This window comes from Exiguobacterium sp. N4-1P (genome assembly GCF_002214325.1).
This window is the reverse complement of sequence record NZ_CP022236.1, coordinates 2270293-2282667: the sequence shown is the minus strand read 5'-3', so window position 1 is coordinate 2282667 and position 12375 is coordinate 2270293. Positions and strand designations below refer to the sequence as shown.

Genomic DNA, 12375 nt, shown 5'->3' with positions numbered 1-12375 from the left:
CACATGAATGGCAAGTGAGTGAGACGTAAGTGCTTCCCTAACTTTTTTACGCAGAAAAAACGAGATCCGACTCAATGTCGAATCCCGTAATATTAAAATGAAATTTTATGCGTTGAAATCAATCCTCAATAAACGTAACGAGGTAATGATACGGTGAATACAGTGGTGCTTTCGTGACAAAAAATTCAGGTAAATCTGTGTCGATGTCAAGATTGCGCAAGGTCTCCGGATCCAGGCATTCTTGCACAAGCCGCTTGATATCACTCAGCAATTCATCATGAAGATTGGTTTCAACAGGAAATGATCGTTTTGCTCCATCTTTTAGCAACAAGACGACGGGTGGAAGTCCACGCAGTAAATCGACTTCGAGTGGTTCTTTGTTGTTTTTAAAAAAATCATTTAAACAGCTGACGACTTTCATTGAATATTCTTCTTTCACCGAAACCCCCAACTTTCTCTTATATCCTTGATTTAACCTCTATCCTCTAGTTTAGTTCCCTAAATTAAGCTAGGATATGCAGTCAAGTCGCAGTTGTTGCATTAATCGAATCAATAACCGGGTACAGAAGAAAGAACGGGGAGGGAAGAATCATGTTGTTTCGTTATTTATTTCTAGGAATGGAGACATCGATTGACGATATTCCGTTACGTATCATCTATTTCACGGAATTGATTCTATTCATCGGACTTTATCAAATCACGAGTCGTTTCTCACGACAAAGTTTAATCATCGGAACCATCCTGGGTGTCGGGGGATTGATTGCCTTACTACCGGGTGCGATTTATATCTTACGGTACAATCCGCAAGATGCCATCATCGATGTTACATTTTTGCTGATCTACTTATTCGAACCGCTCGCGATCCTCGCGTTCGTCATTGCGATCCTTCGAAGAGCTTTCAAAAAACGACACCAACACTCTTGAAAAGTACGGAAAACGTTCGTATGAAACGTTTTTTCGTACTTTTTTGCTATGTATGGAGTTTTAGAAAGTAAGCGGAATAAAATAAATAAAATATATTTTACGGAAAACGGTTGATGTGTAACCGGTTACACAATATGATACATATTGTAAGCGTTATCAAAAGAAAGAGGTGGCGAAATCATGTCGACCATCCGGGAAGTAGCGAAAGTGGCAAATGTATCAGTCGCAACGGTATCACGCGTCATGAATGAAAAAGGATATGTCAGCGAAAAAGCGCGTGTGGCGGTGCTTCAAGCGGTTAAACAGCTTGATTATCGACCGAATCGTGTCGCCCGTTCCTTGTTTCAAAAACGATCAGGATTGATTGGATTGATCGTACCGGACATCACAAACCCTTATTTTCCCCAACTGGCACGTGCCGTCGAGGATATGGCACATAAGCATGGATATCAAGTGATTTTGTGTAACACGGATGAACAGTTTCAGAAAGAACATGAATATATCCAGTCTCTCGAAGCGATGCATGTCGATGGATTGATCATTACGACGAACTACTCGAACAACCCGAACTATGAAACCATCGAAGTGCCGATCGTCGCACTCGACCGGGTGTTACAAGGAGCAATCCCGACCGTCACATCAAACGGGTACGACGGCGGGAAGAAGGCAGCCCAATTTTTGCTCGATCACGGAGCGGATGAACTCGTCGTCATCAGTGGGCCGTCAAAGTTACCGACGATCAAAAAACGCCGGGATGGTTTTGAAGAAGTCGCAGGAAAACATCTCGTCGCAAGCATCGAGTCCCCGTTTCATTTTCAAGGCGCACTCGACGCGGCGAACTATTTGTTCGACCACTATACCTGTAACGGAATTTTTGCAGCGAACGATGTCATCGCAGCGGCAACGATTCAAGTCGCGGCAGAACGCGGGATTGCGATTCCTGAGCAACTGCAAGTCATCGGGTATGACGGAATCGAGCTCGGGCAAATGATTTCACCGCCACTGACAACAATCGCCCAGCCGATTTATCAGATGGGGGAACTGGCGGCGAAGTTGCTGATTCAACGAATTGAAGGAAAAGAAATCGCGGCCGTCCATCATGAGTTGACGGTCGAAGTCATCGAACGGGAAACGACGAAGCGGAAGGATGAACAAATATGAAACAAATCAGTGTAGTAGGGAGTATCTCGATGGACCTGGTCGTCGAAAGCGATCGTCGTCCGTCAGCGGGTGAAACAGTCATCGGCTCAGCGTTTCATACCGTCCCGGGCGGTAAGGGGGCGAATCAAGCAGTCGCGGTCGCCCGGCTCGGCGGGAGTGTCGAGATGGTCGGGTGCATCGGTGACGATGCGAGCGGGACAGCGATTCGCCAAAACTTTGAAGCGGAACACGTCGGGACGACGCACCTGCAGACGATCACGAACGAACGGACGGGGACGGCGCATATCACGCTCGCGGAAGGCGACAACTCAATCGTCGTCGTCCAGTCTGCGAACCTCGCCGTCGTCTATGACGAGAGCCAGCTCGACAGCTTGCTCGGTCAGACGGACATGATTTTATTACAGCTCGAAATTCCACTGGAAACGGTCAAACAGGTGGCGCGTTACGGAAAAGAGCACGGTATTCCCGTCGTCTTGAATCCGGCGCCAGCCATCGTCCTGGACGACGAGTTGCTCGAAGACGTGACGTACCTGACACCGAATGAACATGAATGCGGCTTGATTTTCGGACAACAGCAATCTCTCGAACATTGGTTAAGGCAGTATCCGAATAAGTTGATTGTAACCGAAGGCAGCCGCGGTGCCCGCTTCTATGACGGCGACGCCATCGTGACGGTGCCGGCGATTAAGACGGACGTCGTCGATACGACCGGTGCCGGCGATACGTTCAACGGGGCACTCGCTGTCGCGTTGACGGAAGGAAAGTCACTGACGGAAGCGATTCGCTTTGCGAACAAGGCAGCCGGTATGTCCGTCCGGGCGCTCGGTGCTCAAGGCGGCATGCCATCGCGGGAACAGATGGAGGTCGAAGTATGAAACGACACGGCATTTTGAACAGTCAAATCAGTAAAGTCTTAGCAGATCTCGGTCATACCGATATGATCGTCATCGCTGATTGCGGCTTACCGATTCCGACCGGCGTTGAGCGGATTGATTTAGCGCTCGAACTCGGGACACCGGCGTTTGCCGACGTCTTGCGCGTCGTCGCGGACGACATGGCGGTTGAACAGGTGACACTGGCGTCGGAAATCAAGGAAGCGAACGAAGCGGCGCTCACTACGGTCAGTCAATTAAACGTGACGACGGAATACGTCTCGCACGAAGCGTTTAAAGAGCTAACGAAGCAGGCGAAAGTCATCATCCGGACAGGTGAAGCGACACCTTACGCCAATGTAATTTTACACGCCGGCGTCATTTTTTAAGGGGGAAGCACGATGCACATTAAGATGACAGGAATCACAAAAGCGTTTGGTCCCGTGCCCGTCTTAAAGGGTGTCGACTTCGAACTCGCGACAGGTGAAATTCATGCCTTGATGGGCGAGAACGGAGCCGGTAAGTCAACGCTGATGAAAATCTTGACCGGTGTCCATAAAGCGGACGAGGGAACGATTCAAGTCGATGGTGTCGAACAACACTATAAAAATCCGAAACTGGCGGAAGAAGCGGGGATTGCCTTCATTCACCAGGAGTTAAACATTCTGCCTGATTTGACGGTGACGGAAAATCTGTTCCTCGGTCGTGAGTTGAAATCGCGCTTCGGTGTGTTGAAACAGGCGGAAATGAAACGGCTCGCGGAACGGGAACTGGCGGAACTGAACGTCTTCATGGATGTCAATCAACTGGCGCGGACGTTATCGGTCGGGCAACAACAGATGATTGAGATCGCAAAAGCACTGATGACGCACGCAAAGGTCATCATCATGGATGAACCGACAGCTGCCTTGACGGAACGTGAGATTCGCGCCCTGTTCAGTGTCGCGACGGCGTTACGCGAGCAAGGCGTCTCAATCGTCTACATCTCGCACCGGATGGAAGAAATCTTCGAACTGTGTGACCGGATTACCGTCTTGCGGGACGGGGTCTCCGTCTCGACCCACCGGATCGCTGAGACATCATTTGAACAAATCGTTCGGGAAATGGTCGGACGCGAGATGGGTGAACGCTACCCGGAACGCAAGGTCACACACGGTGACACGGTCTTAGAAGTGACGGGAGCGACCGGGAAACGGTTTGAAGACGTCTCGTTTTCCGTCCGTGCCGGTGAAATCGTCGGCTTCTCCGGTTTGATGGGAGCGGGACGGACGGAAGTCATGCGTGGTCTGTTCGGTGTCGATCGCTTGAAGGCAGGAACAATCAAGCTGAATGGCAACGTCATCAACATTAAATCCCCATATGATGCAATCAAACATGGACTTGGTTTCTTGACGGAAGACCGAAAAGGCGAGGGTTTGTTCCTCGACTTCTCACTCCGGGAGAACATCTCCTTGCCGACGATTCGGTCGTTAGCGAAGTCGGGTGTCATCTCCGATCAGTCGGAGCGCCAGTTCGCGGAAGGCTATCTCAAGTCGTTGTCGGTCCGTCACAGTTCGATGGATCAACCGGCGAAGTCACTTTCCGGAGGGAATCAGCAAAAGGTCGTCCTCGCGAAGTGGCTCGGGACGAAACCGGATGTCTTGATCCTCGACGAACCGACACGTGGTGTCGACGTCGGGGCAAAAAAAGAAATGTACCTGATTATGAATGAGCTCGCCGCATCTGGTGTCGCGATCATCATGATCAGTTCCGACCTCCCGGAGATTCTCGGGATGAGTGACCGCGTCTACGTGATGCGGGAAGGGCAAGTGAGCGGAATGCTCGAACAACAAGAGGCGACGCAAGAAAGTATCATGACACTTGCGACAGGAGGACAATGAGATGGAATTGATGCAAGGGAAACTGACGGAAAAGAAACCGCGTCGGCTCGGAATCGGGCAGAAGCTCGGTCCGCTCGCCGGACTGTTCGCGATCGTGCTCGTCGTATCGATTATGGAACCGGACTTTTTAACACTCAATAACTTATTCAACATTTTACGCCAAGTGTCGATCAACGCCTTGATCGCCTTCGGCATGACGTTCGTCATCTTGACGGGCGGAATTGATTTATCGGTCGGTTCGATTCTCGCCTTATCGTCGGCGTTCGTCGCCGGACTGATGACGGACGGAACGTCAGCCATTATCGCTGTTCTCGCCGGACTGATCGTCGGCGCTATCATGGGTGCGTTAAACGGCATGGTCATCTCACTCGGGAAAGTCGCACCGTTCATCGCGACACTCGCGACGATGACGATCTTCCGTGGCTTGACGCTCGTCTATACGGACGGACGACCCATCACGGGACTCGGGCAAGGTGGATGGTTTGAATTATTCGGTCGGGGTTACTTTTGGATCTTCCCTGTACCGGTCGTGACGATGTTAATCGCCTTCGCGGTCCTTTACTTCATCTTGAAGAAAACGACGTTCGGGCGTTACACATATGCCATTGGTGGAAATGAAGAAGCGGCGAAATTGATGGGGATTCAAGTCAACAAAGTCAAAATCATGATTTACTCGCTATCCGGCTTGATGGCAGCACTCGCCGGCATCATCCTGACGTCACGCCTCAACTCGGCGCAACCGACGGCAGGAACATCGTATGAGCTCGACGCAATCGCAGCCGTCGTCCTCGGCGGGACAAGTCTATCCGGTGGTCGCGGTTGGATCGTCGGAACATTGATCGGGGCCTTGATTATCGGGACACTCAACAACGGCTTGAACTTACTCGGTGTGTCATCGTTCTTCCAACTTGTCGTCAAAGGACTCGTCATCCTGTTCGCCGTCCTCGCAGATCGGAAACAAACGACGTAATCATACACATTTTGAAGGAGGAAATTACAGATGAAAAAATTACTTGCACTCGTCATGATGGCCTTGATGGTATTCGCAGCCGCGTGTTCGACAGAGCAGCCAGGCAGTGACACAGAAAAAGAGACGAAGACAAAGGACTTTAAGATTGGTCTCTCAATCTCGACACTGAACAACCCGTTCTTCGTTTCACTTAAAGACGGTGCTGAAAAAGAAGCAAAAGCACAAGGCGCAACACTGCAAGTCGCCGATGCACAAGATGATGCGGCAAAACAAGCAAGCGACATCGAAGACATGATTCAAAAGAAAGTCGATCTCATCTTGATCAATCCAACGGACTCAGCAGCAGTCGGTGCGGCCGTCCAAACAGCAAACGATGCCGACATTCCAGTCATCACAGTCGACCGGAACGCTGAAGCCGGTGACGTCATCGCCCACATCGCGTCGGATAACGTCGCAGGTGGAAAACAAGCGGGTGAATACATGATCGAACTCGTCGGCGACAAAGCGAAAGTCGTTGAACTTGAAGGAATTCCAGGTGCATCAGCAACGCGTGACCGCGGCGAAGGGTTCCACGCGGCAGTCGACGGGAAACTGGACGTCGTTGCAAAACAATCAGCCAACTTCGACCGGGCAAAAGGTCTGTCGGTCATGGAAAACATTCTTCAAAACAACAAAGACATCAAAGCAGTCTTCGCCCACAATGACGAAATGGCACTCGGTGCGGTCGAAGCATTGAAAGCAGCCGGCATGGAAGATGTCAAAGTCATCGGATTTGACGCGACAGACGATGCTGTCAAAGCCGTTAAAGATGGCAAGATGGCAGGAACAGTTGCGCAAAAACCGACAGAAATCGGGAAGATGGGCATCGATACAGCGATCAAACACTTGAAAGGCGAGACAGTCGACAAGAACATTCCAGTCGAACTCGATCTCATCAAGCAATAAGTCTTCTATCATCAGTCGCACTGGAGCAATCCTTGAGCGACTGATGTTTTTTTGCAGGAACTGGAATCCGTTAAATCTATTCCTTGTTCCCGTACCTGTTTTTCTCTATAATGAAAGAAGCGTATATTATTGAAGGAGGATCATCGATGATCATTCATAACGTGGCTCTTGTCGGCCTCATCGTCGTTTCCGTTCTTCTCATCATCGTCGTTCTCTTGATGTCAGGCCGTACGGCTGGACTCGGAGCATTAACTGGTGGGGCAGAACAATTATTTGGTCGCCAAAAAGCTCGTGGCTTGGATGCGGTCCTGAATCGTGTGGCATCTGTTTTAGGAGCTTTATTCTTTATTTTGGCGTTACTCGTCGCTTTTTATAAGTGAGTATTGAAACGACAGCCGTACGTTTGCGCTGTCGTTTTTTCTTGTTTTCTCGATTTCTAAATTTTCATTTTGGGGTATAGAGTTAGAGGGGGAATCATTTTATGAAAATTACATTACCAAAACCATTCTTTTTTGAAGCCGGCAAACGGGCCGTCTTACTGTTACATGGCTTTACGGGTTCGAGTGCCGATGTCCGGATCCTCGGTCGTTACCTGCAAAAACAGGGCTATACATCACTCGCCCCACAATATAAAGGGCACGCCGCCCCACCCGAAGAGCTGACGAAGACCGGGCCAGCCGACTGGTGGCAGGACGTCCTCGACGGGTACGAAGAGCTCGTCGCGAAAGGGTACGAAGAAATCGCCGTCTGCGGATTATCGCTCGGTGGCGTCATGTCACTGAAACTGTCGATGAACCGTCCCGTTAAAGCGGTCATTCCGATGTGCGCACCCGCCTATATTAAAAGTGAAGACGTCATGTATGCAGGCGTTACCGAGTACGCTATCGAATTTAAGAAACGAGAAGGAAAGTCACCGGAACAAATCGAACAGGAAATGGCAGCGTTCGAACCGATGCCGACCTTAAAAGATTTACAAGCGTTGCTAAAAGACACACGCGATTCACTCGAAGATGTCTACGCACCGACACTCGTCGTCCAGGCCCGCAATGATCATATGATCAATACGGACTCGGCTAACATCATTCATGATGGTGTCAGTGCCTTCCAAAAAGAGCTGATCTGGTATGAGAACTCAGGTCATGTCATTACGCTCGACAAAGAAAAAGATAAGCTCCACGGGGACATTCATGACTTTTTAGAATCGTTGAACTGGAGCAATTAACTGGAGGTGTCACGTTGGAATTACGTGAACGAATACTCGAGGTCATCACGGCGGAAGAACGTCCGCTGTCGATCGATCAATTAACAAAAAAACTAGAACTATCGGATACAACAGAATTCAAAGAATTGATCCGGACGTTGAACGCACTCGAAGAAGAGGCACTCGTCGCCCGGACCCGCTCGAACAAATACGGCACGCTCGCGCAAATCGGGCAAGTCGCCGGGAAAATCTCCGTCCATCAACGCGGATTCGGATTCGTTTCACCGGAAGACGGTTCAGCAGGCGATATCTTCCTGCCGGCCCCGGAACTCGGTAACGTCTATAACGGCGACCGTGTCCTCGTCAAAGTCTTCGCCGAATCAAATGGCGGCGACCGCCGTGAAGGCAAGTTACTCAAGATTCTTTCACGCGGACCGGCTGATTTCGTCGGGACGTTCGTCAGTCCTAAAGGACGGATTGAATCGATTGCCTACATCGAACCGGATGACTCGAAGCTGACGTTCTTACCGGTCGTCGCGGACGAAGATACGCTCGGTGCCGTCGACGGCCATAAAGTCCTCGCCCGGATCACGAAGTACCCGGACGGTCGTTACGCCGGGACCGCAAAAGTCTTACAAATCATCGGTCATAAAAATGACCCGGGTGTCGATATCTTATCGATCGTTCATAAGCACGGCATCAACGTCGACTTCTCGGACGCAGCGATTGCGGAAGCGAACAACATTCCGGATCAAATCGATGAGAAGGACCTCGTCGGTCGCGTTGACTTACGGAACGAAGTCACAGTGACGATTGATGGTGCTGACGCGAAGGACTTGGATGATGCCGTCCACGTCAAGAAACTTGCGAACGGCAACTATGAGCTCGGTGTCCATATCGCCGACGTCTCACACTACGTCAAGGAAGATTCACCGCTTGACGAAGAAGCGCGTGAACGCGGGACGAGTGTCTATCTCGTCGACCGAGTCATTCCGATGATTCCGCACCGTCTGTCGAACGGGATTTGTTCACTCAACCCGCACGTTGATCGTTTAACACTCAGCTGTATCATGGAAATCGACAAGAACGGTGCTGTCGTCAACCAAGAGATTTTACAGAGTGTCATCAAGACGACGGAACGGATGACGTATACCGATGTCCGGAAAATCATCGAACGCGAAGACGAAGAAGTGATTGCGAAATATCACGATCTCGTCGATAACTTCGATCAGATGGCGGAACTGGCTGCGATTCTTCGCGAACGCCGCTCGCGCCGTGGTGCGATTAACTTCGACTTCCCGGAAGCAAAAGTCCTCGTCAACGAAGAAGGCAAGACAAGCGAAATCATCCTCCGCGAACGGTCCGTTGCCGAAAAACTGATTGAAGAGTTCATGCTTGCCGCGAACGAAACAGTCGCCGAGCACGTCCAGCACCAAAAACTGCCGTTCATGTACCGGATTCACGATGAGCCGAAATCTGAGCGTCTCGATACGTTCTTCAAGTTCATCGCCAACTTCGGCATCAATGTTGAACGCAAGGGCGAGTCGGTCACACCGAAGACGTTGCAGACAATCTTAAACGCTGTCGAAGGCGAACCGGAAGAAGCCGTCGTCAGTACGGTCATGTTACGGTCGCTCCAACAAGCGAAATATGACGTCGAGCCGATCGGTCACTTTGGTCTGTCGACCGATTTCTACACGCACTTCACGTCACCGATCCGCCGCTATCCCGACTTGATGGTCCACCGTCTCTTACGCGAGTACATCATCTTTAATGATAAATCGCAAAAGACACAGGACCGTTATGCGGAAATGCTGCCGGAAATCGCCGATCACGCCTCAAAACGTGAACGCCGTGCCGTTGACGCCGAACGCGAAACAAATGCCCTGAAGAAAGCCGAGTATATGGAACAACACATCGGTGAGACGTTTGAAGGCGTCGTCAGCGGCGTGACGAACTTCGGGATGTTCGTCGAGTTACCGAACACGATCGAAGGACTCGTCCACATCCAGGCGATGACGGATGACTTCTACCGCTATGACGAAGCGAACTACCAGTTGATCGGCGAACGGACGAAACAACAGTTCCGGATCGGCGACGTCGTCGAGATCAAAGTCACTGGTGTCAACATCGATGAGAAGACGATCGACTTCGCAGTCGTCGGGATGCCGGAACGCCAACCGAAAAAACGGTTTGAGTCGAAGACGATCCGCTCAAGCGGCGGCCGTCCGGGACAAAAACGCGACGACAAGAAAGACGACCGTCGCGGCAAGTCGAAGCGTCCAGGGAAACCGAAGGAACAGTCAAAAGGGAAAGGCTTCGCCGGGAAAGACAAGAAGGATAAACCGCCGTTCCATAAAGCGGTCTCGAATAAAAAACGGAAGCGCAAATAAGCGCTTCTGTTTAGAAATGTGGTGGAAGAGAGATGCCAAAAGGGACAAGTTCAAAAGTATTAGCCAACAACAAACGGGCGTCGTTTGATTATGCGATTGAAGATACGATCGAAGCCGGTCTCGTCTTGACGGGAACCGAAATCAAATCGGTCCGTAAAGGAAAAATCAGTATCGGCGACGCGTTCGTCCGCTTCGACGGCGGGGAAGCGATTCTCTGGAACTCGAACATCGCCCACTTCGAACAAGGGAACCGGTACAACCACGAACAGCTCCGTCCGCGGAAACTGTTGCTGCACAAAAAACAGATTGCGACCTTGATGGGATCGGTCTCGCGCGACGGTTACACGATCGTGCCGCTGAAGGTCTACATCAAGAACGGCTACGCAAAATGTCTGATCGGACTCGGCCGCGGGAAGAAGAAATTCGACAAACGTGACGATCTGAAGAAGAAGGATGCGAAGCGGGATATCGACCGTGCGTTACGCGACAAGCAAAAGTATTGAACCCGTAACACTTTTCTGCTATTATAATAGTATTCGGAAAGCCCCAATTTTATATCTTGGGGACGTTACGGATTCGACGGGGGTAGTTCGGTCTTCTGTGGCGTGTCGAGGGGTCGGCCTCGTTAAAACGCATCAGCCATAACTGGCAAAACTAACACACAACTCGCAGCAGCTTAATAGCAGCTACGGATCCTAGCAGCCGTCGCCTGGTCGGCTGATTTCTAGGGTCTCACTTTAAACAGGCTACGCTTGGACCCTTCCGTCTGGAGGGAAAGAGAAGAGATGGAATCAGACTGGTCGGACGGACGCCTGTCAATTGGCAGCCTGACGACGAGATCCCAATAAATTGACTACACACGTAGAAGCTTAAGTATACGATGCCTTCGGACGTGGGTTCGACTCCCACCGTCTCCATATTGAGATATCTGCTTAAGGAAGTGGTATCAAGGTTTTACAACAACAAGGGAGTTAAACTGGGGAGGAAACTCCCTAATTAACTCCTTAACGAATTTGCAACAATTGACCTTCTAATTTGTTGAAATTAGGAGGTTTTTTGTATGGTAGAAAACATGGTGTTTTCTCCATTCAATTAGAAGAAGTTAATATTTCTACAAAGAAAAAGAGTTTCGAAAAAAGTGGTACTCCGATTCCACAGGCATTAGAAATTGTTTATCAGCAAATGCGTATCGCAGGAAACCGCATCAGAACAATTGAAAGCTACGATTATATTATTAATCAGTTCCTAAAGTTTAATAAACTAGAATTTGTAGAGGGGATAACAGTTGAAAGTATGTATAGTTATCTAGATTTCATAAATGTTTCACATCAAACTAAGCTAATACGTCTGAAATCTATTAAGGCTGTATTATGTAAATTCCATAACAATGGTTAGATTAATCAAAAGTTCTGAAGTAACATTCACATCAAGATTGATAAGAAAGTTAAAAAAGGTGTTAAGACAAGCGGTATTGAAGCTTTACTATTACTCATTGACAAGAACACGTTTATTGGATTCCGTGACGCTGTAGCGATGCTATCAATGTACAAGACAGGTATTCGTATTCGTACAGTAGGTGAGTTGAAGGAAAGGCACATTATTAACTTCCAAAATCTATGTTTAAACTTAGATGGCTCAATTTTAAAGAATAATAAATTTTTAAAGTTGCTTATCGACCAAGAACTAGCTGATCTTTATAAAATATTGATTAAGCAAAACGACAAAATTCGTGTTTATTACGATGCTGATAACACAAATATCTTTATCGCACAAAATGGCTTACAAATCAACGATAACAAATCATCAAGTAATGCTATTACAAAACAGTTATGCAAATATGCCAAGCGTTTCGAGCTTGAAAATATTAACGCTCACACTATACGAAGAGGATACGCTAAGAGTTTATTAGAGAAGGGTGTAAGCATTACACAATGGGTCACACGGATTTAACTGTAACAACGAAATACTTAGATATAGATACAGAAGAGGTGGCTTCAAATCTAAGGGAATATCTTTAGCATGGTGCTAA

At 49.1% G+C, this 12375-nt stretch carries 14 protein-coding genes and 1 other RNA gene; 14 read left to right on the top strand and 1 reads right to left on the bottom strand.

The annotated features are described in order from the left end of the window. Positions 1-118 precede the first annotated feature (118 nt). Positions 119-439 carry a hypothetical protein gene (locus A0126_RS11785; RefSeq protein ID WP_088837740.1) on the bottom strand — a complete coding sequence of 107 codons (321 nt, stop codon included), beginning with the start codon at positions 437-439 and terminating at the stop codon, positions 119-121. A gap of 152 nt (positions 440-591) precedes the next feature. Between A0126_RS11785 and A0126_RS11780 the strand changes: the two genes are divergently transcribed. From A0126_RS11780 to A0126_RS19530, 14 genes are all read left to right on the top strand, one after another. Beyond that, on the top strand, positions 592-924 hold the full coding sequence (locus tag A0126_RS11780; RefSeq protein WP_029331344.1) for a hypothetical protein: 333 nt from the start codon (positions 592-594) through the stop codon (positions 922-924). A gap of 180 nt (positions 925-1104) precedes the next feature. Continuing rightward, positions 1105-2085, top strand: coding sequence for a LacI family DNA-binding transcriptional regulator (locus A0126_RS11775; RefSeq protein ID WP_088837739.1), 981 nt, complete (start codon positions 1105-1107; stop codon positions 2083-2085). Then, positions 2082-2960, top strand: a complete 879-nt coding sequence (gene rbsK, locus A0126_RS11770) for a ribokinase (protein ID WP_088837738.1) — start codon at positions 2082-2084, stop codon at positions 2958-2960. Before A0126_RS11775 ends, rbsK begins: the two co-directional genes overlap by 4 nt. Continuing rightward, positions 2957-3346 carry a D-ribose pyranase gene (gene rbsD / locus A0126_RS11765; RefSeq protein WP_088837737.1) on the top strand — a complete coding sequence of 130 codons (390 nt, stop codon included), beginning with the start codon at positions 2957-2959 and terminating at the stop codon, positions 3344-3346. The genes rbsK and rbsD overlap by 4 nt, the downstream gene beginning before the upstream one ends. A gap of 12 nt (positions 3347-3358) precedes the next feature. After that, positions 3359-4837, top strand: coding sequence for a sugar ABC transporter ATP-binding protein (locus A0126_RS11760; protein WP_088837736.1), 1479 nt, complete (start codon positions 3359-3361; stop codon positions 4835-4837). Positions 4838-4847: 10 nt separating this feature from the next. After that, positions 4848-5807 carry a ribose ABC transporter permease gene (gene rbsC, locus A0126_RS11755; RefSeq protein WP_029331338.1) on the top strand — a complete coding sequence of 320 codons (960 nt, stop codon included), beginning with the start codon at positions 4848-4850 and terminating at the stop codon, positions 5805-5807. 30 nt (positions 5808-5837) lie between these two features. Further along, positions 5838-6752, top strand: coding sequence for a ribose ABC transporter substrate-binding protein RbsB (gene rbsB / locus A0126_RS11750; RefSeq protein WP_088837735.1), 915 nt, complete (start codon positions 5838-5840; stop codon positions 6750-6752). A gap of 146 nt (positions 6753-6898) precedes the next feature. After that, the gene (gene secG, locus A0126_RS11745; RefSeq protein ID WP_029331335.1) at positions 6899-7132 is read left to right on the top strand and encodes a preprotein translocase subunit SecG; all 234 of its coding nucleotides are present in this window, start codon (positions 6899-6901) and stop codon (positions 7130-7132) included. Positions 7133-7233: 101 nt separating this feature from the next. Continuing rightward, positions 7234-7974 carry an alpha/beta hydrolase gene (locus tag A0126_RS11740; protein ID WP_088837734.1) on the top strand — a complete coding sequence of 247 codons (741 nt, stop codon included), beginning with the start codon at positions 7234-7236 and terminating at the stop codon, positions 7972-7974. Between the two features lie 14 nt (positions 7975-7988). Next, complete coding sequence (rnr, locus tag A0126_RS11735; protein WP_088837733.1) at positions 7989-10346, top strand: ribonuclease R; 2358 nt, start codon at positions 7989-7991, stop codon at positions 10344-10346. Between the two features lie 32 nt (positions 10347-10378). Further along, a complete protein-coding gene (gene smpB / locus A0126_RS11730; protein WP_088837732.1) occupies positions 10379-10849 on the top strand; it encodes an SsrA-binding protein SmpB in 471 nt (156 codons plus the stop codon). Between the two features lie 58 nt (positions 10850-10907). Beyond that, positions 10908-11266: a transfer-messenger RNA gene (gene ssrA, locus A0126_RS11725) on the top strand. 136 nt (positions 11267-11402) lie between these two features. Further along, positions 11403-11741, top strand: coding sequence for a phage integrase N-terminal SAM-like domain-containing protein (locus A0126_RS19535; protein WP_239456750.1), 339 nt, complete (start codon positions 11403-11405; stop codon positions 11739-11741). Positions 11742-11879: 138 nt separating this feature from the next. Further along, positions 11880-12296 (top strand): tyrosine-type recombinase/integrase, encoded by a 417-nt coding sequence (locus A0126_RS19530; RefSeq protein WP_239456748.1) that lies wholly within the window; start codon positions 11880-11882, stop codon positions 12294-12296. The last annotated feature ends 79 nt before the right edge of the window (positions 12297-12375 follow it).

Coding starts and splice junctions, on each gene's coding strand:
- rbsC (WP_029331338.1), top strand. CDS start 4,848: ATGCAAGGGAAACTGACGGAAAAGAAACCGCGTCGGCTCGGAATCGGG.
- smpB (WP_088837732.1), top strand. CDS start 10,379: ATGCCAAAAGGGACAAGTTCAAAAGTATTAGCCAACAACAAACGGGCG.
- secG (WP_029331335.1), top strand. CDS start 6,899: ATGATCATTCATAACGTGGCTCTTGTCGGCCTCATCGTCGTTTCCGTT.
- A0126_RS11740 (WP_088837734.1), top strand. CDS start 7,234: ATGAAAATTACATTACCAAAACCATTCTTTTTTGAAGCCGGCAAACGG.
- A0126_RS11780 (WP_029331344.1), top strand. CDS start 592: ATGTTGTTTCGTTATTTATTTCTAGGAATGGAGACATCGATTGACGAT.
- rbsK (WP_088837738.1), top strand. CDS start 2,082: ATGAAACAAATCAGTGTAGTAGGGAGTATCTCGATGGACCTGGTCGTC.
- rbsD (WP_088837737.1), top strand. CDS start 2,957: ATGAAACGACACGGCATTTTGAACAGTCAAATCAGTAAAGTCTTAGCA.
- A0126_RS11760 (WP_088837736.1), top strand. CDS start 3,359: ATGCACATTAAGATGACAGGAATCACAAAAGCGTTTGGTCCCGTGCCC.
- A0126_RS11775 (WP_088837739.1), top strand. CDS start 1,105: ATGTCGACCATCCGGGAAGTAGCGAAAGTGGCAAATGTATCAGTCGCA.
- A0126_RS19530 (WP_239456748.1), top strand. CDS start 11,880: ATGCTATCAATGTACAAGACAGGTATTCGTATTCGTACAGTAGGTGAG.
- rbsB (WP_088837735.1), top strand. CDS start 5,838: ATGAAAAAATTACTTGCACTCGTCATGATGGCCTTGATGGTATTCGCA.